The following is a 24,506-nucleotide window of genomic DNA, read 5'->3' as shown; positions in this document are numbered from 1 at the left end:
TCGTTCTCTTCATTCCTTGTCTGTTTTACTAACTAAAAATTAAGAGGTGTTGCCTTCCATGATTGAACAATTAAATAACCGCATATTTCACATGAATAATTCGCAAGTTAGCTTTATTCTCCATGTCATGCAAAATGGACAGATCGAGCAGATTTATTACGGGAAACCTTTACATGGCTTATCTGTCGAAGAAATCGACTACTTGGTCACAGATCAAAATAAATCTGCTGGAACAGTCAAGTTTTTTGAAGATGACCCTAACTTTACGTTGACTGATCATCCACAAGCATATCCTGTGTATGGTTCTTCTGATTTCAAAGAAGGCGCGATCGAACTTTCAAGCAACCAAACGCCTTACTACACAGATTTCCGCTTTGTCGAAGCCACGACTAAAAAAGGCAAGAAAAGAACCTTAAACTGTCCCGCTACCTATGGGAATGAGGAAGAAACTGAAACACTCTCATTGCGATTAATGGATCAGGAGCGTCAGTTAGAACTAATACTTCATTACACATTATTTTACGATTCCACCGCCATTGTACAAAGTCAGACGCTGATCAATCAATCTGAGGCAGAGTTACAGATCCATCGCATGCTTTCAGGGGTCTTGAATCTTTCTACCAAAGCATATGATTTCACTCATTTTTCAGGTGCTTGGTTAAAAGAACGGCATGAAAAGAAACGACCGCTTGAACAAGGAGTCGTAGCAATTGGCTCACTAAAAGGTGCAAGTAGCCATCAGCATAATCCCTTTATCCGGCTAGAACATCAAAATTCAACGCTTGATCAAGGAGAGGTCTATGGAATGAATCTCGTTTATTCCGGTAATTTTCTCGCTCAAGCAGAAGTGGATGAATGGGATAAAACGCGAGTGATGATCGGTATCCATCCGACACAATTTACTTGGGCATTAGCGCCTAAGGAAAGCTTTACGACACCCGAAGCAGTCTTGATGTATAGCGCTGCAGGTACGAATGGTCTTGCCAAACAATTGACACATTTTATCGAAAACTATCTGATTGATCGTCAATGGCAAGACACGCCACGGCCAATCGTCTTCAACAACTGGGAAGCAACGTATTTCGATTTTACTGAGGAAAAACTCTTGTCCCTTGCGACCATTGGAAAAGAATTAGGGATGGAATGTTTTGTCTTAGATGATGGCTGGTTCGGCAAACGAAACAATGATCGTTCCTCATTAGGTGACTGGACGCCTGATAAGCAAAAATTCCCACACGGTTTGGCTTCCTTTGCAACAAAGCTCAAAAACATGGGTCTTCAATTCGGCATGTGGTTCGAGCCTGAAATGATCTCTCCTGATAGTCAGTTATTGGAAAAACATCCAGATTGGGTGGTGAAACATCCCTATTCACGTATCTCGGTGGGACGTGGACAATATGTGCTTGATTTTGCGAATCCGGCGGTTGTTGAAGGAATCTATGAGCAAATGGCAAAGATCATCGAAGAAACGAATTTAACTTATATCAAATGGGATATGAACCGCAATATTACTGAAGCCTATTCCGCTTATTTAGAAAAACAAGGGATGCATCAACAGGAGTTTTTCCATCGCTATGTCCAAGGCGTCTACACGCTTTACGGTAAATTATTGACCAGCTATCCTGATCTTTTGATTGAAGGTTGTGCTGGCGGGGGAGGGAGATATGATTTAGGTATCTTATTTTATAGTCCGCAAATCTGGCCTAGTGATACCAGTGATGGGTTGGAACGCTTAAGTATTCTTAGCGGAACAATGGCAGGATACCCCCTTTCTAGCTTTAGTAATCACGTCTCTGCTTCTCCGAATCATCAAGTATTACGTGAGACCTCTTTATCATTCCGCCAAGATGTAGCCATGTTTGGGCCTTTAGGCTATGAATTAGACCTATTGACTTTGACAGAAGCAGAAAAACAACAGATCAGCGACCGGATCACTTTTTACAAAGCCCATCGTCAGTTGCTGACTCATGGTGAATTTCTCCAGATCTTGCCAAATCATCCGTATGATAATGAAATTTGTTGGGGGGTATTTAATCACGATCGGTCAGAAGCAATCATTGGTTTTTATCAAAAATTAGGACGTGCAAATCCAGCTGCACAGGCATATTTACCACTTCCAGAATGCCTGAATAAGGATAGTTATTATCAAATCAATGAAAAAGAAACGATTAGCGGTCATTTCCTGATGAATGTTGGTCTGAAAAAACCACATTTGTTCAATGGAGCCAACCATACGACGTACCAACTTGCAGGAGACTGTCAATCATTCGTCTATCATTTGGTAGAAAGGAGGGAAATGAAGTGAAGACTTATAATGACACACGTTTACTCCATGGTGGGGATTATAATCCGGAACAATGGTTGAATCACCCTGAAGTTTTGAAAAAAGATTTTGAGTTGATGGACAAAGCACATGTCAATACCGTAACTGTCGGGATCTTTTCATGGAGTACATTAGAACCAGAAGAAGGGGTTTATCACTTTGACTGGTTGGATAAAGTGTTTGAAGAGATGCACAAACGTCAAGGACGTGTGATCTTGGCCACACCAAGTGGCGGACGACCGCAATGGCTGAGTGAAAAATATCCAGAGGTGAATCGAACGAATGCAAAAGGACAAAAGCATCATCATGGCTTTCGCCATAACCATTGCTACACATCCCCTATTTATCGAAAAAAAGTCCAGCAAATCAATCGGCGTTTAGCTGAACGATATGGTGTCCATCCGGCATTATTGCTGTGGCATATCAGTAATGAATACTCAGGAGAATGCTACTGTCCACTTTGTGCAGCCAAATGGCGTGAGTGGGTCAAAGCGAAATATCAAACCTTAGAAGCGGTGAATGACGCTTGGTGGATGACATTTTGGAGTAATGATTATTCCAGTTGGTCACAAGTTGTACCACCGTCGCCTCTTGGAGAACATAAAGTACATGGCATGGACTTAGACTGGAAACGATTTGTGACAGATCGGACGATCGATTTCTTTTTACATGAAATCGAACCGATCAGAGAACTCACACCAGCAATCCCAGTAACGACTAATTTTATGGCAGAAGGCCATGATCAACATGACTTTATTCCCTTGGAAGGACTTGATTATTCCCGATTTGCTGAAGTTGTAGATATCGTCAGTTGGGATAGCTACCCCGACTGGCATAACCCGTACGAATCCTTACATGTGACCGCCATGAAATCAGCTTACGTCCACGATCAATATCGTTCATTGAAGAAACAACCGTTTCTCGTGATGGAATCGACGCCTAGTTACGTGAATTGGCACGCATTCAACAAGGCGAAGAAGCCAGGGATGCACCTGCTCAGTGGGATGCAACAACTGGCACATGGGTCAGATAGCACACTCTATTTTCAATGGCGGCAATCACTAGGAAATTCCGAAAAATTCCACGGGGCGGTGATCGAACATGACAATTCAGAAAACAATCGAGTCTTCCAAGAAGTAGCGGCTTACGGAAAACGATTAGACACTTTGTCTTCGATCAAAGGTACACAAACAGAGGCAAAAGTCGCTATTTTATTTGACTGGGAAAGCAATTGGGCATTAAAAAGAGGCGGTGGTTTTGGTCGTCCAACTCGTCGTTATATCCAAACACTACAAGAACATTACCGATTCTTTTGGGAAAGAGATATCGCTGTTGATATTTTGACGCCAAATCAAGACTTCTCTAATTATGCTTTAGTCGTTGCACCAATGCTCTATTTGATGCGGGAAGAAACAATGGTTGCACTCTCAGAGTATGTCAAAAATGGTGGTACGTTGATTGGTAGCTATTTTACCGGAATGGTCAATGAACACGATCGGTTACATCTTGGAGAATGGTCACAAGTATTGCAAACACTTTTTGGTGTCTTGCCAAAAGAGCTTGATACGCTTTATCCAGGTGAACACAATCAAATCCTTTACAAGGAACAAACGTATCAAACAAAAGACTACTGTGGTATCGTCAAAGAAACGACAGGGAAGGTGAGGGCTACTTACCAAAAGGACTTTTATACTGGTACGCCAGCTTTAGTTGAAAATCGCTTAGGGAAGGGGACTGCTTATTATTTAGCGGCTCGTACCAATCTCGATTTTTTAGAAGTATTTTACCAACCGATCATCGAAAAATTAGCGTTGCAACAAGGAATCGTTAAGGCATCACATCCAAAAGTATCGATTCAATCGCGAACAGATGGGACACAGAGTTATTACTTTCTAATGAACTTTTCTGATGAGATGCAACAACTTGAGTTACTTGATCCTCACTTGGCTATCGAAACAAATCAAACGCTTACTGGTATACTAACGTTTGCACCTTACGAAGTGAAAATTCTAAGGAAAGAAAATTAATACGAATGAATACGCCTTTATGTTTTGACAGTTATTTTATTCTTGTTGTAGGATAGAGACAGAGCAACAAGGAGGACGAGAACATGACAAATTATGATGGAGAAAAAGAAAAACGCTTAAGAGGGTCAATGGCGCCTAAAACAGATGATGAAGTTGCATTAGCCGGAACTAATTCAGGTGAAACAACAAATAAAGAAGAGGCGTTAGCTGGGACCAACTCCGGGGAAGAAAAAGAAGTCGCGATGTCTGGTTCAAATGCTGTGGAAGAAGAGTCTGAGCATCCTACAAAGAAACATCATTTGAAGGACGAACTAGAAGAAGTGGTAGAAGAAGCGAAAGAAAAATTTGACGCTTTTAAAACGAAACACAAAGAATAAGTAATCAAAAAAAGAACTTGTATCCACATGAGCCATGTTGAAGGCTTACGGATGCAAGTTCTTTTCTATTTTTTCAAAATAAGTCAAAAAGAGTTTTTTTCGGACCAGCCTTTCATTATAAACTATGATTGCTTATTGTATGTCTAAAGGAGGTGAAACATAGTGGTTGGTCAAACAGACATCATTCAATTATTGACAAAATATTTTATCAATAACACATCTATGATCATCGGTATCACAAGTTTTGTTATTGTTTTGTGTGTTTTTATTTCTGTAAAAATGGTTGCACAACCTAAAATGGAGAAACCATCTAAACAAGCACTCGCCAAAAGTCGGTATAAAAAGAGTAAGTAATCACTGGAACAAAGAGGAGTAGGGGGAAAAAGAAAATGGGCATGTTCTGGGTTTCAACATTTATTGCGCAACAGCAGGAAAATTTTTCACCATCTAGACAAGCAGGTAAGCTTGCTGCTTTTGTTATGGCGTTTATTATTCAGTTTGGTTTTTCTGGCTTTTTTACGGTTTACTTACTTGTCGTAATTATTTGGCAAATATTCAAATATATAAAAAGAGTGACTCGTAAAGATCGCAGGCATTTTAAAAAAGAAGTTGCGGCTTCATATAAAGTCCAAGAAGAAAGAGTTAAAAGCAATATAGAAAAAGAAAAGGCCCGAGCAAGTAGACAAAGTGATGTCTTTGAGCCATGGAACCAGAATGAGGAGCAAAAAGATTGAGGAACTTTATACTGTATCAGTTTCATCGATTATTCAATACAAATACATATCGGGAAATGTTATTCCAACGAATCAACGAAGCCATCTATTCGACTTATCATGCTGCAAACTATCCTAAATCTACTGGTGAAAATGAAATGGAGCGGTTAGCTAAGAAGCTCAAGCGCAGCGAAAGAAGAAAAAACTTGCTCCCTAAACTTGGTGATCCACTCTATAAAAAACCTTCTTCAAGAATTTATGTCGAAGATTTACAACTAAAAATTTCTCCTACTCGTTTGGAAGAAGATCCTAATTTTAGTTATATTTCACGACAATCCAGTACCAATTCTTTACCTGATGAACATCAAACTTATCAACCAACAAAACCTGAACTTATTTCTTTACGATCTAAAGTTAAAAACCTTTCTCCGCAAATGACTGCTTTAGCAAAAGCAAATGATCCTTCAACTAAAGAATTGCCCACTTCTCGTAAAGAAATACCAAGAGTGAGAAGAACACAATCTGACTATAAACGTTATTGACTTTCTATAAAAAAAAATTATAGTATATATAATTTCTATATTATTGAAAAATGATGGTAATCGATTTATAATTTTCATGAAAATAACAAAGAACGGATGAAAGGTGTGTTAGACATGAAAAAAACAAGTCGTAAAGTTGTAATCGTAGGTACAGGATTTGTCGGTACAAGTATTGCTTATGCGATGATCAATCAAGGTGTTGCCAATGAACTTGTCTTAATCGATGTCAACCAAGAAAAAGCAGAAGGAGAAGCTTTAGACTTACTAGATGGAATGGCATGGGGCGAAAAGAACGTTTCCGTATGGTCTGGCACGTATGAAGAATGTCAAGATGCAAATTTAGTGATCTTAACTGCTGGCGTGAACCAAAAACCTGGTCAAACTCGCTTAGATCTAGTGAAAACAAATGCAACAATCACTCGTCAAATCGTTAAAGAAGTAATGGCTTCAGGATTTGATGGTATCTTCGTTGTTGCTTCAAACCCAGTCGATATTTTAACTTACTTAACATGGCAAGAATCTGGTTTACCAGCTTCAAGAGTGGTAGGAACTGGAACAACTTTAGATACAACTCGATTCAGAAAAGAAATTGCTTTGAAACTTGCAGTTGATCCACGTAGCGTACACGGTTATATCTTAGGTGAGCATGGGGATTCAGAAGTAGCTGCTTGGTCACATACTACAGTCGGTGGTAAACCAATCATGGAATATGTTGAGAAAGATCATCGTTTAGAAGAAAATGATTTAACCGTACTTGCTGACAAAGTAAAAAATGCAGCTTATGAAATCATTGACCGTAAAAAAGCAACTTATTACGGTATTGGTATGAGTACGACTCGAATCGTCAAAGCCATCCTAAATAATGAACAAGCTGTACTACCAGTTTCAGCTTACTTAAATGGCGAGTATGGTGAAGAAGATATCTTTACTGGTGTGCCATCGATCGTTGATGAAAATGGGGTAAGAGAAATCATTGATCTATCGATCACACCTCAAGAAAAAGCAATGTTCCATCAATCAGTCAGTGAATTAAAAGCCGTACTTGATACTGTACGCTAACATCAGCAATGAAATGAACAAAAAACGGGAACAATCGGAATAGCAAAAAAATTATTTCCGATTATTCCCGTTTTTTTTGATGATAGAAGAGTATATAGAAAAGAAAGGAGTATTTATGGGTATAGCTATTATTAATGAAAAAATAATGCCTTTAGTTGGTATTGCGTTTCTATTATGGATCGTGATTCTCAGTTTATTACTTATCTCTTTACTATGGAAGAATAAGAAAGCAAAGTACAGCTGGGATAAAAAAGGAGCCAAGGTTGTTCCGTTAGTTTTGGCTGTTGTTTTACATATTCTATTTGGAGTATTTATTGGGATTATTTTTTATCATATTTCTGTGATCCGTTTTTAGTGAATTATAAGAACATTTGAACGGAGAAGAGGGCATTCGTAGATAGAGAAAAAAGAGGCTATAGGGCTTAGACTCTTACAATTTGTTGAATTTATCAACGATTTTCTTCTTCTCCATTGCGATTTTTTCTAAGTCTAAAATCGCTTTCTTTGCACGCATCAGCTCGATCATTTCAATCATATCTTGTTCATTGGCTTCATTTAATATGTACTGTTTGATTTTTTCTTTCTCCAGTTTGACAATTTTCATTTTTTATCACCACAGTGATTATTCTATAGATAACATATCACATTAAACTTGGCCTAAGAGAACCAAAAAAGTGATTTTCGAGGAAAATAAGGAACTTAAATAGCTAAGTTATTTAAAGTAATGATAATAGAAAAAGATCGTTAAGATACGATTCATGAATAAACATATGAAATTAGCAAAACATATTATTAAAATGGCTGATATAGATTAGTTGATGATAAATACATAAATTGACGAAGTCATAAAAAATTCTTGAGACCAACTGAAATCTGATGCAAGAATGTCAATCTGATATTTTGTAGATTGTAGGAATATAGATTTAAAATCTAAGTTTTCTGTAAACAGATGGTTGGTAAGTAATAGAAAATAAACAAATCAAGTGCAAAATAATTTTAAAATTTTGCAGAAGGGCCAAAAATCGGTTTTGTGGTAAAATTCGGATTAATTCAGATTGATAATGGTTTATACTTCATTTGAATCTACTTTGTATAATATATAGAATGTTTGTTTTATAAAGCGCAAAAAAAGAGCGACTATTATTTTAGTTGCTCTTTTTTCATTTCTTCAAGTAATTCTTTTTTTAAGTCTTCTTTTATTAGTTCTCTCAGCTCGTTTATTTGATTTTGTTCATTGATTTCTTCTGTTTGTTTTCTCTTTGATTTTCTTTCGTTAAAAGGGTAGAAGTCGAAAAATTCAGCTACAGACATATCTAGTCCATTTGCAACACCTTCAATCGTTTTTATTGTTGGATTTTTACTTGTACCATTCATGAAGCTTTGTAACGATGAAGGCTTTATCTCTCCTTCGATTGCTAGTGCGTTGATAGTCATGTGTTGCTTGTCTTTTAATTCATTTATTCTGTTTCTTATTAATTCTGTTGTGTCTATTTTTTTGTTCACGATTTATAAAACTCCTTTCGTATTTTTTTATTAACAGATTACATGTTAAAGTGTTCGATCTATAAAAACAATTAAAAAAAATCCTAAAAAACTACATTTTATCGTTGACTATACATTATATATAGTATATTATAAAAAATGTAATGAACGATAAATAGTTAATTATTTGCGTTTTATTGTTCATTCTTTAGTGTAAAAAAATGATAAAAAAATTTTTTAAACTACTAGAAAAGGGAACGCAAGTTCGATATAATTTAAGTGTAGCGAACGTATGTTCTGTAAAAGAATTAAAAGGAGAGTGTCATTTATGTTTGTGTCAAATGGAAATTATATTTTTAGAGGTGTCGAAGAAAGAACGAGTAATAAAACAGGGAATATCTATAGAATTGTAAAAATTGCTGACGCTGATAATTATCAACAGTTAGAGTTTTTTCCTTCGGAAAATTTTACTGTTGATTGTAGTGAAAATTCAAAATGTAAGTTAGTTCTTGAAGCGACACGAAATGGTTATTCAACTTCAATGAACTGCCTTTCAGTTTCTGCTTTATAGAATTATGAGTGATTATAATGACTGATTCTGTTGAAAAAATTATTCAAATTCCTGAGTTAAAAGATACTAGGGCGAGCTTTCAAGTTGATACGACAGATTTTGACAATTTATTAAAACAGGAAGGGTTGTCGAATGATACAAAAGCGATTATTCAGTCGCAAAAGTATAATTATATAGCTCTAGTTGATTTTTCTAAGAATTATGATTATTGGTTGAGAAGTTATATATATCCTTATATTTACCAATCTTCGAATTTTATGGATATGATTTACTCTGATCAATTAACTAAGTTAAAAGAGTATTTTATCTCTTTTGACGAATTTAAAACTGAATATCTTAAGGAGGTGAAATCTTCTGAACAATCTAGAAATGACTTGTTAGAAAAAGTTTCGAACGTGTCTTTGAATACTGAGAAAATTTCGGGTGAAAATTTCAGTATCTTAGATCAAAAAATAGGATCAATACAAGCCCAAACTTATACTGATCCTGAGGTCCAACAAATTGAAATCGGCTTTCAAAGTGCTGGCTATATTTTGATTGTTTTTATTATACCACTTTTGATCGCAGGTTTCTCTATTTATAAAATTTATCAATCAATTTTAAGATTAATTTTTTAATTAATGGAGGAATATTTTATGGGAAATTTAAAAGAAAAAGTTATGAATGCAAGTTTTAAAACACGGTTATTTGTTACTGGTGCGGTTGCTTCCGTTGTGACCGCAGGTCCTGCGGTATTTGCTGACGAAGCAGCGACAAGGCAAGTTCGAGAAGCTTCTTCTAGTGCTATTACTACTACGTTGAATGAAATTAAAACAGGCGTTTCTTCAGCTATTAATGAAGGTTTGCCGATCATTTTTAGTATTGCTGGAATTATCGTTGTTGCTTTCGCTTCGTTTAAAATTGCAAAACGTTTCTTCAACAAAGCAGTTTAATCTAAAAATTGAATATAGACATTCTTCGGAATGTCTATTTTTTTAGGAGAATTTTTATGAGAATTAAAATTTTTGCTTTGGTTACTGCTTTTTTTTGTTTCTTTAGTTTTGAAAAGGTTCATGCGGATATTTTGGATTTTAAAACAGCTCCTTCCATTTCAGAGTATAAGGAAAAACGTGGTTCTGATAATTTGAAATATGTCCTTTTTGGTCTTTCTCAGCTTTATAGTGGGGGTTCTTCTGTTAAGAATTGGAATGAATTAGAAGCAATTGGGCAAAATGCTTTGAAGAATATTGATTTTGATTCTATAGCTGAATTTATTGCAGAAACACAATATTCTTATCGTTTTACTTTGCTCGGCTATAACTTGATTATGGAGAGTTTACGAGAAGGCTATACGATTGAAAATAAAAATTATTTTGATTCTTCTGGTTATTATAAGCCTTTGAATGGTGCGAGCATAAAAGCAAATGAAGGGTTTTATATTGATATTGCGAACTTATTTAAGGCTAAAGTGGTTTATTTAACTGCTATGCCTGTCGATAATGGCTATCGTTTGGAGCCGGACGGTAGTTTATATGTTAATGAAATTCGATTAACTGTAGAATCTTCTGATTATGCTAAGTATAAACCTTCGGTTTCTTATGTAAGTTCTCCGACTTCTGAAAACTTCCAAGCCCTTCCAGTTTTGAGTAGTGATTCTAGTTCTGTTGTTTATTCACTGACCACTAAAGGGGCCGCAAAAGATATTTCTTATTTGAAAGTTTCTAAAAAATACGACGGAAGTGATTTTCCTTTAAGTGCTCTTTCACAATTAAAAATTACTGTTCTTTTAGGGAATGATTCTAGAACACAAAGTATCTCAGGTTCTGGGGTGGTCTCTGACGTTTCTGAGGGCGGTGTTTTGTATTTTGATCCTAAGTTTAAGTTTGATTCTGAAAATGGAGTTGTTGACGGAAATCTAGTAAAAAAATCTACTGTTAACTCTCCTGTTGTTGACGATTCTGAGAATGGTTCTGGTGATAGTGGTGGTGGAATATTAGATTTTTTAAGTAAATTACTTGAATTGCTTGGTGAATTATTTGGTGGCTTTTTTGATAAGTTAATTGATTTCCTTGCAAATAATTTTATTACTGACCTTCTTAAAAAGTTATTTGACGGGCTTTTTAGTTTCATTATTCCTGATTTCGATGGAATACAAAATAGTTTTAGTGATTTTGTTGATAATTTTAAGGGCAAATTTCAATTTGTTTTTCAGATTAAAGATTATTTGGATTCTCTTTTTTCTAGTGAGAAATCGTTGTATGACTTTTACATTGTCTATCGTGGAGAAAAGTTATATCCATTTCCGAAGTCAAGGTTTGAAACGATTGTTCCTGTTTTTAGAAATGTAGCGAACATTTTTGTGTTTTTGTGGACGTGTATCATAATCTATAAACGTTTTGTAGGGGAGAGTGACGTTATTGCTACTTAAAGCGATCATTGATTTTTTATTGGGGATTTTGAACTTTATTATTAGTTTATTTCCTACAATGAAATTCCCTGAAAGTGATAGTTTAGATTTTACTTCTTTTGGTAATGTTTTGGCTTATTTTGATACGATTGTTAGTTTTAAACTTATTCTTTCTTGTATTGCCGCTGTTTTTGTCGTTGATAATTTAAGCTTTCTTACACGTATTCTAAGATTTATTTTGAGTAAATTTTCGCTTGGTTAATATTTTTTTTCGCGGGGCGCATGGGAGCGACGCACCCCGCGCACGCGAAAAAAATATAACCTGCGAAATTATTCAAATAATTTTGAAAGGTGGATAAGGAAATTGAAACGTGAATTTGAAATTTTATCGAATCAAAATATATTTTTTAAGTTGTTTCGATTTTTAAAATGCAAGATTAAAGATTTATTTGATCGTGAAGAGCGAAAGAGATTTAAAATGTACGGTTTGACGATTTTTGCAGGTATGCAAGGTAGTGGGAAAACAATGAGTTTAGTTGAACAATTAGAAAGAATTAGGAAGAAGTATCCTGACGTTCTTATCTGCACGAATTTTGGTTATATCCATGAAGACGTTTCTCTCGATTCTTGGGAACAGATTTTAACTCTGCGAAACGAAGCTGGCGTGGTGTTTGCGATTGACGAGATACAGAATGAATTTGACATTTATGATACACGCAATTTTAGCTCTCGTGTTCTTTCTGTTGCTACGCAACAACGCAAACAACAAATAAAGATTTTTGGTACAAGCCAACACTTTAGTCGTGTGACGAAGCCTTTACGTGAACAGACCTTTGAAGTGGTTGAATGTTACACAGTAGGCGGTTGGTGGACATTTCAACGTTGCTTTAATGCAAAAGACTATGAAGACACCATAGGGCGCCCAGAAGCTCGTATGAAGCTTCACAGGAAATGGAGACGAAATTTTGTTCAATCGAAAAAGATACGTGAATTATACGACAGTTATGCAGTGATTAATAAAATGATTGCGGTCGAAAAAGAGAATAAAAAATGATAGATATCTTTGTTTTTTGCTTTTAGTTTTCTCTATAGCTTTATTAATGCTGGATAATGACGTTTCAAAGTGATTAAAAAGCTTGCTTTTTAGTCGCTTTGAAATGTTTCAATGCAGTCGGCGGAATTGTGGGCCGATTAGCTCGCAGAGCTAAAGAAGGGGAGTGCTGTCAGTTTATACAAGTATTGAGTGTGTGATTGTTCATAAAGTGAACATTTATGAAGTGAATCGCTTTGGTAGAAAATGGCGTACTCAAACACTTATTTTTCGTATGCCTGGAGATAGAAAACGTTTGTTTTCTTATCATGTTACAAATAAGATCGATATTTCTCATTTGAAAAAAGGGGATAAGATTATGTTAAATTTACACGTTTTTGGAAAAGGTCGTTCTGCGTATTTTAAACCAGAGTTTTGCGTTGACGGTGTACTTTTATTGTCGGAAGGAGAGTAAAAAAATGACCGATAAAAAAATGAAAACCCCCGTTACTAACAGGGGGGTTATAAATACATCTAAACCTACTCTAATCTCTACAGTAGACTGGTTTTCTTGCACTTTTAAAAATGCAAAAAATTGGAAAGAAGTTTGTGGGGTTTTTCTTCTTGATTCAACTTTATTTACAGTTCAAGACAAGGGGAGAAATGGTTATAAGAAAAGTGCTGTATTTCAATCTATTTCCATTTTTTTTGACGGTACTCCTGAAATGGGTATCTTTGTTGATTTAAGCGGTCAGGCTTGTCGGGAATATGAATTGACATTTGAACAGACGGGGTTTAGTTGGCAATCATTTTTCCAATATCTTTTGGGGTTTGAAATCAATATAACTCGTTTGGATTTAGCTATAGACGATTTCAAAGGTCACTTTACTTTAAAACAAATTGAGAATTGTATTAAGAAAGGTTGCGTTGTTTCTAAGTTCCGAACAGGTCGTAATTTTGAAGAACATTTACTCGCCACAGGCGAGACCTTAGGTCAAACGATTTATTTTGGTAAGTCAGACGTTATGATTCGCTTTTATGACAAGTTAGAAGAGCGAGAAGCGAAGAATTACGCTTTAAAACACGATTTAGATTTCTGGCAACGAACTGAGTTACAGATTAGAAAAGAAAGAGCTATGGAAGCTTGTAAAATCATATCTCAAGGTGGTGCTTTAGGAAGTTATATTTGTGGTATACTTCGCAATTATTTAACTTTTAAGATCAAAGGTACAGATTCTAATCGCTCTCGTTGGTCAGACTGTAAATGGTGGCTTAAATTTCTAAACTCTGCTGAACCAATTAAATTAACGTCAGTCCATCCGTATCCTTCAATAATCAGGAAGAAAGAATGGATTGATAGTCAAGTCGTAGGAAGTCTTGCAACAGTTTATACGGCATTAGACGACGACGAACTATTTTTTGATTATATTAAGATTTTGGGTAAACAACGAATGTCGAAAGAACAAATTATGATTGCTAACGAATTTAGTAAGAATGATATTTCGAAGAACTTTTTACGTGCTGAAATGCGGAAACTTATTTTAGGGATATCTGATAAAACAAAAGATTACGATACGTTAACTGAATTTTGGTACGATCATGAACGAAGAAATGGTTTGTATAACTCTGGTCAAGAGTAATTTAGTATGAAATGATCGTGCAAAATTTTTTTATAATTTTGTATTGGCTCGAAAGAGCCATTTTTGTTTTAATTTGGTTTGATAGAGGTTTGATTTCACTTTGAATCTACTTTGTATAATATATATTATGTAAACTAGAATAAATAAAAAATGATTACGTTCATAATTCCTCGTTCTAACCTCTCTCACTAATCGTAAATTTCCATAATTCTCTAGTTTTTTTGTTATCTGTATTTATTTTTATCATTTGCGCTTTTTTAAGTCATTTTAAGAAAAGTTCGTCCGTAGCTTCGGGAAAAATAAATTACAGACGAACATAATTAAACTTAACTAAGAGAAAATCCTTCAGGTAATTCTTTAAAATAATTCTTTAAAACAGATGTGTCCATTTTTTCACTTCGATATAGGCTACTGGAATAAAAGATAAACCAAGAACCCATAGCCAGTTGGAAAGTCCAATCGTAACAAATCCAAAGATATGTTGTGTCAGAGGGATTGTCACTAATAAGACAATGATCAATGCACCAATTGCTGTAGTTAAGACTAGCAATGGATTGCCCAAAAATTTCAATCGTAAAATAGATACTTCACTGCGACAATTATACATATGGCTGATCGTGGATAACCCTAAGACAATAAATGTCATTGTTTCAGCAATCGCTACTGATTGTGTACGACCAATAACTATAGCCAATAATGTGACGACGGTAAACACGACAGAGATTTCCAGGATCTTAAAGGTCAATCCTCGTGAAAAAATGCTATCGTATTTATGGATCGGTTGTTTTTCCATATTTTTTTCCTCTGCAGGTTCGACACTTAAACTAAAACCAGGGATGCCATCTGCGACTACTTTGATGATCAATAATTGGATCGCTGTGACTGGCGCCCCCCAACCTAAGATCAAAGAAATCAATACGATCGTTAAAGCTGAAATATTACAACCTAACATGGCATATAGAGATTTACGGATATTTTGATACACCCTGCGCCCCTCTTCTACCGCTTGGACGATCGTTGCAAAATGATCGTCTACTAAAACCATATCAGAAGCTTCCTTCGCCACTTCCGTTCCACTCCCCATAGCAATGCCGACGTCCGCTGCTTTTAATGCCGGAGCGTCGTTCACTCCGTCCCCTGTCATGGCGACGATTTCGTCATTTTGTTGAAAAGCTTTAACGATTCGTATCTTGTCCTCAGGTGACGTTCGAGCAAACAATCGACATCTATCGATAGTTTCGGCTAACTGTTTGTCACCCATTCTTTTCAGTTCCGCCCCTGTCATTGCCTGATCTCCTTCTCCCATTATCCCTACTTCTTTAGCAATACGTGAAGCTGTTAATAAATGATCGCCAGTGATCATAACGGTTTTTATCCCTGCTTTTTTGGCTATTTCCACTGCCTTTGCTGCTTCTTTCCTCGCTGGATCGATAATGCCGATAAAGCCGGCAAATGACAACTCCTCCTCTAGTTCTTCCTCTGATAATTCTTCAATCGGTTGCTGGAATACCTTGTACGCTACTCCTAATACACGGTACGCTTGATCAGCAAGTTGATCATGTTCTGCTTGGTAATGTTCGCTTGGATTCACCAAGTGCAGCCGATCGAATGCTCCTTTTGTGACTGAAAAATATTCTTGACCCATACGATAGACGACTGTCATACGTTTTCTTTTTGAATCAAAGGGCAATTCTTTGATTTTTTTCAAATCAGAAAGAGATTCCTGTAATTCTTTCTCCGAAAATCGATCTTTTACAGCTTTTTGAATCGCTAATTCCGTTGGATTGCCCCCTCCTTCGTTCTCAGAAGAACCACTCGCAAGATAAAACAGTAAAAGTAGATTTTTTTCCTTGTCTTTAGTGAAGTCTATAAGAATAGGTAATTCTGTTAGAGGAACGATTTTTTTTAACGTCATTTTATTTTCAGTGATCGTACCCGTTTTATCTGAACAAATCACAGAGACGCCGCCTACTGTTTCAACAGTTGAAGGTGTTCGAACAATGGTTTTCTTAATTGCCATATTCCCCATTCCCACAGCTAAAGAGATGGTTACGACAACCGGTAATACTTCTGGTATTGCTGCAACTGCCATTGAAATTGCAGTCATGATACTTGATTCCACACTCAAACTTTTTACTAAACCAATTACAATTGCTAAGAAACCAGCAGTGATTGCGACTATTCCTAGTACTTTACCCAGTCTTTGCATTTTGATTTGCAGTGGTGCGACATGCGTTCCTTCATTCGTGATTAAATGAGAGATTTTTCCGATTTCTGTAGCATTACCAGTTTTTTCTACTAAAATCGTTGCTTTACCTGTCACAACCAATGAACCTGAAAATACTAGGTCTTTACGATCACTCAATGCTTCAATATCACTAGCACGATAAGAAGCGTCCTTTTCACTCGGTTCACTTTCTCCAGTCAAAAATGATTCGTCAACAAAGAAATTAGTACTTGTAATTACTTTCGCGTCAGCAGGGACACGATCACCCAATTTAAGTTGTACGATATCACCAGGAACGATCTCAGAGCTGTTGATTTCTTTAACGGAACTTTCTCTCAAGACACGGCTAGATGGCGTACTCATTTTTTTCAGTTGATCCATTGATTTTTCCGCACTTTTTTGTTGCCGTATCGACAAATAAAGATTTAATAGGACAATTGAAAAGATGACAATTGGTTCTGTAAAATCATCCGGATGTGTTTGATAAGCAATAAACGTAGATAGTCCTGTGGCAACAAGTAAAATCAAAATCGTGATATCTTTCATTGCTTCTTTGAAATAAACAATAAAAGATTTAGTTGACTGAGTGTCAATCGAGTTTACACCGTAGTATTCTAATCGATCATTTGCTTCTTGTTCCGTCAATCCTTTTTGTCTATCTGTCTGTAAGTTTTCTATTTTCATTCTGCCTATTCCCTCCCAAAACAAAAAGGAGCCAGGCAAACGAACCATTAAAGCCTACGGTTCGTTTGTCTGACTCCTACAAGATCGTTCCGGCGAACGCTCTTAAGTCATAAATTTTTTATGAAGTTATTATTTCACAGTTCAAGCAATGGGTCAAGGGAGAAGTTGATAAAAGAATGTTCCTCTGAGTACAAAGTAAATTGACCCTTCCGTTCATTTGTATTACGATAAAATAAACACGATAGAAAAGGAGCCTTGTCCGATGCTGATACGAGAAATCAAACCACGAGATGATCCAATCATCAAAGAAATTATTCAAACTTCCCTAGAATCACTCGATTTAGCGATTGAAGGAACTGCCTATTTCGACCCACAATTAGACCATTTAACAGACTACTACCATGCTCTCCCCTGTGCTGCTTATTGGGTGGTGGAATTAAAAAATAAAGTAGTTGGCGGAATCGGAATCACACCTTTTGACGAGCAAAAGCAGATATGTGAATTACAAAAATTGTACTTAGCCCCAGAAGCAAAAGGTTTAGGAATTGCCAACCAATTGATGGAAACAGCATTGTCTTATGCCACTCAACATTACCGTCAATGCTATTTAGAAACGATGCATTTATTAAAGCCTGCTTGTAAACTATATGAAAAGTTCGGCTTTCACTTGATAGCTGATCCACTAGCAGGTTCTGAACACTCGACGATGGACGCTTGGTATATTAAAGAGTTAAAAAAAGACGGCGAATAAGGAAATTTTTCTCTTATCGTCGTCTTTTTTATCTATTTATATGAACTGTTGAATAAATTGCGTAATCACCGGTAAGAAATAAACAACACCCGCCGCAGCTAATACGAAAAGCAACTGTTTCCGCTGTTTCTTTCTTTTCAGTAGACTACTCGTTGTATGCAACAAGTAAGTGCCACTTTTGGCTGCTGCGGTCAAAGTTGTCAAAATGACCGTCGGTGAGTAGCCAGTCGGATGTTTTGTAATAGCTAATAATTTGGTTCCGTATTCTGGATATGCAATAACTGCTTGATATAGCGCAACCAGCGTTAACAACCCCATTGCATAATTCAAAAGCGAATTGATTTTTTTCACGTACAAGTACTCCTCTAATAATGATTACTTTAGTATTTTTTGGTTTAGGTATTTTTACTTTTCGGAATATATATACCTACTCTTGTTTTTCCATCCAAGGAAATGAAAAGCCGATCGTTAAATCTTCTTTCAAAATAAGGACAGCATCAAACTTTCCTTTTTTCCCCGTGAATCCTTTGACCACTTTTCTGGTCTTTCCCTTTGAGAGTAACTCTCTAAGATTTGTTTTAGTCAATTTCTTCTTAGCAATCGTAGGCCATAATTTAAAATCACATTCCTTGTTCGTACATGTCGCGATTTTTGGATACAACATCACAATGCCTTTTTTACATTTCGGACAACGCCCGACTTGGTCATTCTTCTTCTCCATTGCTTCGATTTGCATCAAGCCGCTTTGCTCTTCCGACAAGTCGACTGTTTTTACTTGTTCTGGGACGACTTCTAATAAATGCAGAATAAATTTTTTGATATTTTCTAAAAAGACTTCCGGTGTTCCTTGCCGTTCACCGATTTTTTTTAGATAACTTTCCCACCGCGCCGTCATCTCAGCACTTGTCAGTAAAGATTCTCCTGCTACTGCTTTACACAAAGTGATACCTTTGGCAGTCACTTGAATATCATTTTTATTGACTTCGATATAGTGCCTTTGTTTCAAGTTTTCAATAATGCTCGCGCGGGTAGCTTCCGTTCCGATTCCTTCCACTTCTTTCAGAATCTCTTGCGCTTCTTCATCATCTAAGGTCTTTCCTGCGGTTTTCATCGCAGTGATCAGCGTTCCCTCATTGTAGGGCTTAGGCGGTTGAGTCTCTTTCTCAAGCCTTCTCAGATCAACAGCCACTACCTCTTGTTCACTAACTTTAGGCAAAAGCTGACCATCTGATTTTTTCTTGCTTTTTACGGTCAAGATTTGTTGCCAGCCTTCTGCAATCGGACGTTTCCCGACACTTTTTAAACGCAATCGTTCCACTCCTGTAAGGATCACGGTTTCTTCATAGCGATAATTTTCTGCAAACATTGCTAAAGTCGTACGCATCACCTGCAAATAGATCGCTTGCTCTAGTCGGGAAAGCTTCGCAAAACGTTCCTTCGTCGGTATCGTTTTTGTGGGAATGATCGCATGATGCTCTTGGACTTTTTTTGCATCCACATATCGTTTTTTAGGAAATGTTTCTGGTGTCGCTACCTCTGTGATCCCTAAAAACGCTTTATAGCGATCAAGATTTTGGACAAGATACTGGTGTTCGCTTTCTGTAATGTAAAAAGAATCTGTTCGAGGATAACTCAAAAACTTACTTTCGTACAAACCTTGAACTGCATCAAGTGTGGCTTTCGCACTGACTTTCATCAGTTGATTCATTTTCGATTGTAAACTTGACAAAGAAAACAAACGTGGACTACTTTGTTGTTTTTCTTTTTTCGTTACTTGTAAGATCGTTCCTTGTTGTTTTCCTAAATGCGCTCCTTTTCCCTCAATCGCAGTAACTAATTCGTTCGCAGTCTTAAAAGTTTGTTTCGGCTCGATTTTACCGACAAACTGCCCATGTTGACTTTTGATCTGCGCTTCTCCTTCGAAATAAGGCTCTTTTTTAAACTTCCTGATTTCTTCTTGTAACTGGTAGATCATATAAAGCGTTGGTGTTTGCACGCGCCCTAAGGAGAAGCTCCCTGAGATTCCTTTTTGTTGCAGCAGCAAACTATACAGTGGACTGCCATTCATCCCGATCAGCCAATCCGCATGTTGACGTGCTTGTGCTTCTTTGTATTTTGGATAAAATTGCTCCGCCGGTTTCAGTTGTTTGAACCCTTGATAGATGGCTTCTTTTTCCAATGAATTGATCCATAAACGTAAGTACTGCTTTTGCTTCGTAAAGGCTTTTGCTTGCTGGATGATCGACCAAGCAATCGCTTCACCTTCACGGTCACTATCTGTTGCGATAATGATCGTATTAGCTGCTTGCAATTGTCGTTTGACAATGGCGAATTGGCTCCGTTTCTCTGGAGGCACCGTATATTTGAATTGGTCAGGAAATATCGGCAAGTTGGGCAATGACCACTTCGCCCAGCGTTCTTCATATTCTCCAGGAGGAACCATTTCCACTAAATGACCAAATCCATAAGTGATCGTTACTTCACCTGTGAATAGTGGATCGCTGACTTCAAAATAACCTTCCTGCTTTTTCTTTTTTTTGAACGTTTCCGCATACGCTTTTGCTTGAGAAGGCTTTTCAGCAAGTATCACTGTTTTCATGTTTTTCCTCCTCTTGATAAAATAAGAATTCTTTAACAGTTTACCAAATGGTTTTCAAAAAGAATAGCGAAAAAATTGAAGATGTTTTTGTTGAATGGAAAAAAGCGTTACAAAAAAATAACTATAAGCACCTAAAGAAGAACATTCATCTTTTTATTATTATCTTATTGTTATTTTTAAATAAGAAGATGAACATTGATAAAAGAACAGCAAGAATTGACATATAATTAGTATTTGCAAAGAAAATAACTATATAAAAAAATGAGTTTTTTTATAATTATAATTTTAAATAAACTTGAAGTTTGTTGTTATATTTTGGAAAATATAATTAAGCAACCTACGACACAAATAAGGAGGTTTTTGGTAGTTGAACTGTTGGTAGTCACTCAAGCCATTTGATAAAAAGGAGTAAAAAATGAAAAAATTTTATCGCCTATTACTTGTTGGTCTGTTGCTCGCACCTTTTGCCACTTTGCCGCTTGATGTCCACGCCCAAGAAGCGATCGCTAGCGAAATCCCCCAACCTGACGAAGCCATCGTTCCGATCGATACCACCTCACCGATCCCTTCGTCCGCAGAACCACAAAATGCAGCAGTTGCCTTAAACGTTTTTAATGGAATCAGCATGTCTGCTTATGCATCTGGTTTATCAGGTAGTACACTTAGCGCTGGCTTACTGTCGACCGCAGCCTCCGCTGTTCTTGCCCCCGCTCTACTAGGAATTGGTCTAGGGGTCGGTTTTTATCAGCTCGGTGCCTCTTTAGGCGTCGCAACAGCTGATTTAGCGAAAACAAACAGTGGCTTATTTGAATCGATCGGTAGCAGTGCCTCCACTCAAAATGAACTGAGCGCTTTTGCAATGTCTGGAATCGATTCGACAACAAATACCTACAATTTCTCCGCAGCCTTACAAAACCGCTACGCACAAGATGTAACAAGCAATGCGTTGATGCGTGAGTACTTGACTGGCGAGAGCGACCACGGAATCTTTACTTTCAGCGTCAGTGACCGTGTTGAACTCTATCGTCGCTACATCAACTACACCATCCCTTGGACACTACGAGAGCAAGCAGCGGTGGTCGGACGTAACACGTCACTAGCCGATTCTCTCTCCCAGAATGAGTTTTTCGTTTTAGAAAGCATCCAGTATGGCGAATCCGTTCGTGGTGCAGATAATGCCATCTTGAACATCACCGGTTCTTCTTACTACGGCTATGATTTCCCAGAACCTTTTAATTATCAAGTCAAGCTTGATACGAGCATCTCTACGCTCTTAACAGAGATCACAACAAAAGAACAATTGCTCGACTACGTCCAAGCAACCACACCATTTGAATTCGGGGTCGTCAATGAACCTTCTAAAGCCTTAGCTATTGAAACTGCCCAAGAAATGGCTGTCGCATATGATGAACGAACCAGCCAAATCAGCCAAAGTTTAAGCGAAGCCTTGGATCCAAACAACAATGGGTTAGACTTTGACCCATCAGGAATGATCGCTACATTATATGGTGCCGCAGTTGTATTGGATCACGCTGGGAACTTTATCTATGCTCAAACGCAACAAGCCGTTCCAGCGCATTTAGTTGGAGCGATTGAGTTTTCTTATAGTGATGAGGCACTACCAAATGATGATTCGATCACTATTGATGGAAAACGTGGGGTGTTGGATGAAGAGACTGGAAATATTATAGATGATAAGACAAAAGAAATTTTAGTCCTAGGCGCAATGGGAGCTAGTTGGCTCTCTGAAAGTTTAGAGAAAATTTATCAAAAGATTAAGGAATTAGCAGATGTTGATGTTGAAGATGAAGAAATTGAGTGGTACACTCCTGTTGATTTATATTACGATGAACATTTTGCAGATGGAGGGAAGGGGCATACGATTGCTAGTCATATAGGGAAAAATCATGGAGAATTAAAAGGACGTTTAGACCAAAACTCTAGATTAAATTATACTTCAACTTTTAATGATCCCATTCAAGCACTGATCTATATCAACACTGCTATTTTTACTGCGAATCAAAATTACTTAGACGGAAAAATCAAGCTTCCTTTAGGAGAATGTCATTTACAGACATCAAATGATCGTGTAATTTATCAATCCCATGCCTATATTTCTGGAATAGTTCCGAATGGCTGGGGACTTTGGAGAATAGTAGAAGGAAAAAATGATTATTTACCTGTAAGTAATATTACCTACTCTTGCGTAGTAATCCAGCGTACTCGTAATGTGATACGAAAAAAAAGAAAGTATTATATTCTCACTGCCTATCCAGATCTAAAAAAAATGATAGAAATGAACCCGCTAATAGCGGGTTCTATTTATAAAAATACTAATCTACATAGTCATTTTTTTAGATTAACGCAATTATTTAAAATTTTTAATTCAATAATCTGTAAGTATGAACCTATATTATCTCATGATACCTTATATTACGCCGGTTCTGCTAAATAAATACTGATGATCGTAAATATTTGGGTTCTAGAATCATAAACACTCCAAAGATAGGCGCCCCAGCCCACACGCGCATAATTGAAATAATTTGTAAACTCTGTATTCCATGAATAGATGATCAATTTATCTTTTAAAGGAAAGAAACGTTCATTTACCAGATTAAAGTCTTTCTTAGATAACCTTGTACCATGAAATTCATTAAAAAAAGCTTCCTCATATACCCCACCATCCATAAACAATTCTTCCGCAGTAAGTTCAGTACCTTCCATCATCTCTTCGTTGACTTCAATGGGATAGCCATCTAAATTTAACGTAGTAGGATCAATTTCTGTATATATAATTGAATCAGAATTCAGTTCACGAAATTTCGCTACATACATTTCACAGTCAACAGGTTTTCCTGTTTCTTCGCGTTTTTTTGATGACCAAATATTTGTTTTTGTTAAACGACTTAAATAATTTAGGTAGGCTAAGATTGCCTCTTTATGGGTGACCTTTCCTTGGTAATCACTTTCCTTAAAGAACGTATAACCAACGTAATACGGGAAAAGTATATCCCTTTTTTCCCCTAATGCTAATGTTTCTTTTACCAATAATTCCATGTCTTTTCCTCCTATAAAAATAGTGTATGTACTTAATAGCTATTTTTCACATGCTTAAACAATAGATGTAACCAAAAATTGTCCTTCCCTAACCCTGAATTACCAGAGCTATACTTATCACTGTAAATTTATTTCTTTCGCTATCATAGATGCTCCACAAATATGCACCATGTCCTTCACGGACAAAATTATAGTAGTTGGTAAAATCTGTATTCCAGGAATAGATGATCAACTTATCTTTCAATAGAAAGAAAAATTGATTTAGTGCTTCAAAGTCTAGTTTTGATAATTCTGTTTCTTGAGAATTATCAAAAAAAGCCTGTTCGTAAATTCCTCCGTCCATAAAGAATTGTTTTGGACTTATTTCAGTTGATTCCATCATTTTTTTATTTACAAGCGTTGGGTATCGATTATTTGTTAGTGAAACTTTGATCTGAATAAATGATTGTCTCATCTACGCTAGAAAAGAATTGCTGTTCCAACATATTAACAGTGATAACTTCATGTGTATTATTACGATGTTTTATTGCCCAAATATCGCATTTCCAAATGCGATTGGTAAAATTTAAAAACTCTAGAACCGCCTCCTGATGGCTTTTTTCCCTTTGTAAGTCTTCTCTTCAATAAATGCATAATCTACATAATAAGGGACGATATCCTCCCTCCATTGTAGCTGCAAGCTTTCTTTTCCCAATAATTTCAATCTCTTACCTCCCAGTCTTAGTTACCCATAATTAATAAATTAAAATGACAGTTGTATGTAGTTTATTTTTCGATTGTCTATTCGTAAAAAAATATCAGTAAATACCGTTATTTCTATATTGTTCATCTCTACTTTTTTATAAAAATTACTCTTATTTTTGGTTTTTAAATATTATTATGTATTGAATCACTTTTTCTTCTGATCATCGTTTTCTATATTTTAATAGTGATAACTATACCTGTTCTTGTTTGCACATCCATCTCCCAAAATACCCATGATTTAATTACATCTATTAGAAGAACTATTACTTCCTATTTCAGTATGATCGTTTTTAC

The 24,506-nt window shown here is 36.4% G+C and carries 26 protein-coding genes; 18 read left to right on the top strand and 8 right to left on the bottom strand.

Translation table 11 applies throughout. The annotated features are described in order from the left end of the window. The first annotated feature begins 58 nt into the window (after window positions 1-58). From IGJ95_RS07070 to IGJ95_RS07035, 8 genes are all read left to right on the top strand, one after another. Window positions 59-2,305, top strand: a complete 2,247-nt coding sequence (locus tag IGJ95_RS07070; protein ID WP_153829837.1) for an alpha-galactosidase — start codon at window positions 59-61, stop codon at window positions 2,303-2,305. Then, on the top strand, window positions 2,302-4,350 hold the full coding sequence (locus IGJ95_RS07065; protein ID WP_244063030.1) for a beta-galactosidase: 2,049 nt from the start codon (window positions 2,302-2,304) through the stop codon (window positions 4,348-4,350). Before IGJ95_RS07070 ends, IGJ95_RS07065 begins: the two co-directional genes overlap by 4 nt. A gap of 83 nt (window positions 4,351-4,433) precedes the next feature. Further along, a complete protein-coding gene (locus tag IGJ95_RS07060; RefSeq protein ID WP_010735475.1) occupies window positions 4,434-4,727 on the top strand; it encodes a hypothetical protein in 294 nt (97 codons plus the stop codon). Window positions 4,728-4,889: 162 nt separating this feature from the next. Continuing rightward, complete coding sequence (locus tag IGJ95_RS07055) at window positions 4,890-5,081, top strand: hypothetical protein (protein ID WP_019724541.1); 192 nt, start codon at window positions 4,890-4,892, stop codon at window positions 5,079-5,081. A 35-nt stretch (window positions 5,082-5,116) separates the two neighbouring features. Next, window positions 5,117-5,461: a hypothetical protein gene (locus IGJ95_RS07050; protein ID WP_023519656.1), complete on the top strand. Its 345-nt coding sequence runs from the start codon at window positions 5,117-5,119 to the stop codon at window positions 5,459-5,461. Further along, entirely contained in the window at window positions 5,458-5,982 is a 525-nt protein-coding gene (locus IGJ95_RS07045) for a hypothetical protein (protein WP_438761640.1), read from the top strand. The genes IGJ95_RS07050 and IGJ95_RS07045 overlap by 4 nt, the downstream gene beginning before the upstream one ends. 114 nt (window positions 5,983-6,096) lie before the next feature. Continuing rightward, complete coding sequence (locus IGJ95_RS07040) at window positions 6,097-7,041, top strand: L-lactate dehydrogenase (RefSeq protein WP_034688252.1); 945 nt, start codon at window positions 6,097-6,099, stop codon at window positions 7,039-7,041. Window positions 7,042-7,156: 115 nt separating this feature from the next. After that, window positions 7,157-7,396 carry a hypothetical protein gene (locus IGJ95_RS07035; RefSeq protein WP_023519653.1) on the top strand — a complete coding sequence of 80 codons (240 nt, stop codon included), beginning with the start codon at window positions 7,157-7,159 and terminating at the stop codon, window positions 7,394-7,396. A 75-nt stretch (window positions 7,397-7,471) separates the two neighbouring features. Here IGJ95_RS07035 and IGJ95_RS07030 read toward each other — a convergent pair whose 3' ends face one another. Then, the gene (locus IGJ95_RS07030; protein ID WP_010735481.1) at window positions 7,472-7,645 is read right to left on the bottom strand and encodes a hypothetical protein; all 174 of its coding nucleotides are present in this window, start codon (window positions 7,643-7,645) and stop codon (window positions 7,472-7,474) included. Window positions 7,646-8,181: 536 nt separating this feature from the next. Continuing rightward, complete coding sequence (locus IGJ95_RS07025; RefSeq protein WP_438761638.1) at window positions 8,182-8,544, bottom strand: helix-turn-helix domain-containing protein; 363 nt, start codon at window positions 8,542-8,544, stop codon at window positions 8,182-8,184. A 307-nt stretch (window positions 8,545-8,851) separates the two neighbouring features. Between IGJ95_RS07025 and IGJ95_RS07020 the strand changes: the two genes are divergently transcribed. From IGJ95_RS07020 to IGJ95_RS06985, 8 genes are all read left to right on the top strand, one after another. After that, window positions 8,852-9,094, top strand: coding sequence for a hypothetical protein (locus IGJ95_RS07020; RefSeq protein ID WP_438761636.1), 243 nt, complete (start codon window positions 8,852-8,854; stop codon window positions 9,092-9,094). 17 nt (window positions 9,095-9,111) lie between these two features. Beyond that, on the top strand, window positions 9,112-9,711 hold the full coding sequence (locus tag IGJ95_RS07015) for a hypothetical protein (protein WP_438761634.1): 600 nt from the start codon (window positions 9,112-9,114) through the stop codon (window positions 9,709-9,711). Window positions 9,712-9,729: 18 nt separating this feature from the next. Then, window positions 9,730-10,026, top strand: coding sequence for a hypothetical protein (locus tag IGJ95_RS07010; RefSeq protein WP_438761632.1), 297 nt, complete (start codon window positions 9,730-9,732; stop codon window positions 10,024-10,026). Window positions 10,027-10,082: 56 nt separating this feature from the next. After that, window positions 10,083-11,501 carry a hypothetical protein gene (locus tag IGJ95_RS07005; RefSeq protein ID WP_438761630.1) on the top strand — a complete coding sequence of 473 codons (1,419 nt, stop codon included), beginning with the start codon at window positions 10,083-10,085 and terminating at the stop codon, window positions 11,499-11,501. Continuing rightward, window positions 11,491-11,742, top strand: a complete 252-nt coding sequence (locus IGJ95_RS07000; protein ID WP_438761628.1) for a hypothetical protein — start codon at window positions 11,491-11,493, stop codon at window positions 11,740-11,742. The genes IGJ95_RS07005 and IGJ95_RS07000 overlap by 11 nt, the downstream gene beginning before the upstream one ends. A 102-nt stretch (window positions 11,743-11,844) precedes the next feature. Next, window positions 11,845-12,534, top strand: coding sequence for a hypothetical protein (locus IGJ95_RS06995; RefSeq protein ID WP_438761626.1), 690 nt, complete (start codon window positions 11,845-11,847; stop codon window positions 12,532-12,534). Between the two features lie 163 nt (window positions 12,535-12,697). Continuing rightward, complete coding sequence (locus IGJ95_RS06990) at window positions 12,698-12,985, top strand: hypothetical protein (protein WP_438761624.1); 288 nt, start codon at window positions 12,698-12,700, stop codon at window positions 12,983-12,985. 4 nt (window positions 12,986-12,989) lie between these two features. Next, complete coding sequence (locus IGJ95_RS06985) at window positions 12,990-14,150, top strand: replication initiation factor domain-containing protein (protein ID WP_438761622.1); 1,161 nt, start codon at window positions 12,990-12,992, stop codon at window positions 14,148-14,150. Between the two features lie 370 nt (window positions 14,151-14,520). Here the strand turns inward: IGJ95_RS06985 and IGJ95_RS06980 are convergent, their stop codons facing one another. After that, a complete protein-coding gene (locus IGJ95_RS06980) occupies window positions 14,521-17,061 on the bottom strand; it encodes a cation-translocating P-type ATPase (protein WP_153829841.1) in 2,541 nt (846 codons plus the stop codon). A gap of 262 nt (window positions 17,062-17,323) precedes the next feature. Between IGJ95_RS06980 and IGJ95_RS06975 the strand changes: the two genes are divergently transcribed. Next, window positions 17,324-17,812 carry a GNAT family N-acetyltransferase gene (locus IGJ95_RS06975; RefSeq protein ID WP_438761620.1) on the top strand — a complete coding sequence of 163 codons (489 nt, stop codon included), beginning with the start codon at window positions 17,324-17,326 and terminating at the stop codon, window positions 17,810-17,812. Window positions 17,813-17,848: 36 nt separating this feature from the next. Here IGJ95_RS06975 and IGJ95_RS06970 read toward each other — a convergent pair whose 3' ends face one another. Together IGJ95_RS06970 and IGJ95_RS06965 are read right to left on the bottom strand one after the other, a co-directional pair. After that, a complete protein-coding gene (locus tag IGJ95_RS06970; RefSeq protein ID WP_010735484.1) occupies window positions 17,849-18,163 on the bottom strand; it encodes a hypothetical protein in 315 nt (104 codons plus the stop codon). Between the two features lie 76 nt (window positions 18,164-18,239). Continuing rightward, the gene (locus IGJ95_RS06965) at window positions 18,240-20,411 is read right to left on the bottom strand and encodes a type IA DNA topoisomerase (RefSeq protein WP_023519649.1); all 2,172 of its coding nucleotides are present in this window, start codon (window positions 20,409-20,411) and stop codon (window positions 18,240-18,242) included. 415 nt (window positions 20,412-20,826) lie between these two features. Here IGJ95_RS06965 and IGJ95_RS06960 point away from each other — a divergent pair, with 415 nt between their 5' ends. Beyond that, the gene (locus IGJ95_RS06960; RefSeq protein ID WP_438761617.1) at window positions 20,827-22,866 is read left to right on the top strand and encodes an RNase A-like domain-containing protein; all 2,040 of its coding nucleotides are present in this window, start codon (window positions 20,827-20,829) and stop codon (window positions 22,864-22,866) included. On the opposite strand, the gene IGJ95_RS06955 is transcribed toward IGJ95_RS06960, so the two are convergent. The 3 genes from IGJ95_RS06955 to IGJ95_RS06945 all read right to left on the bottom strand — a co-directional run bounded on the left by IGJ95_RS06955 (window position 22,845) and on the right by IGJ95_RS06945 (window position 24,171). Beyond that, a complete protein-coding gene (locus tag IGJ95_RS06955; RefSeq protein ID WP_438761615.1) occupies window positions 22,845-23,468 on the bottom strand; it encodes a hypothetical protein in 624 nt (207 codons plus the stop codon). The two genes, IGJ95_RS06960 and IGJ95_RS06955, sit on opposite strands and share 22 nt — an antisense overlap. 88 nt (window positions 23,469-23,556) lie before the next feature. Continuing rightward, window positions 23,557-23,850: a hypothetical protein gene (locus tag IGJ95_RS06950; RefSeq protein ID WP_438761613.1), complete on the bottom strand. Its 294-nt coding sequence runs from the start codon at window positions 23,848-23,850 to the stop codon at window positions 23,557-23,559. A 192-nt stretch (window positions 23,851-24,042) separates the two neighbouring features. Further along, on the bottom strand, window positions 24,043-24,171 hold the full coding sequence (locus IGJ95_RS06945) for a hypothetical protein (RefSeq protein WP_375148437.1): 129 nt from the start codon (window positions 24,169-24,171) through the stop codon (window positions 24,043-24,045). Window positions 24,172-24,506: the final 335 nt, after the last annotated feature.

Source organism: Enterococcus sp. AZ156, from assembly GCF_051714165.1.
GTDB classification, from domain to species: Bacteria; Bacillota; Bacilli; order Lactobacillales; family Enterococcaceae; genus Enterococcus_B; species Enterococcus_B pernyi.
Note: the sequence above shows the minus strand (reverse complement) of the source record. Positions and strands in the feature narration are given on the sequence as shown.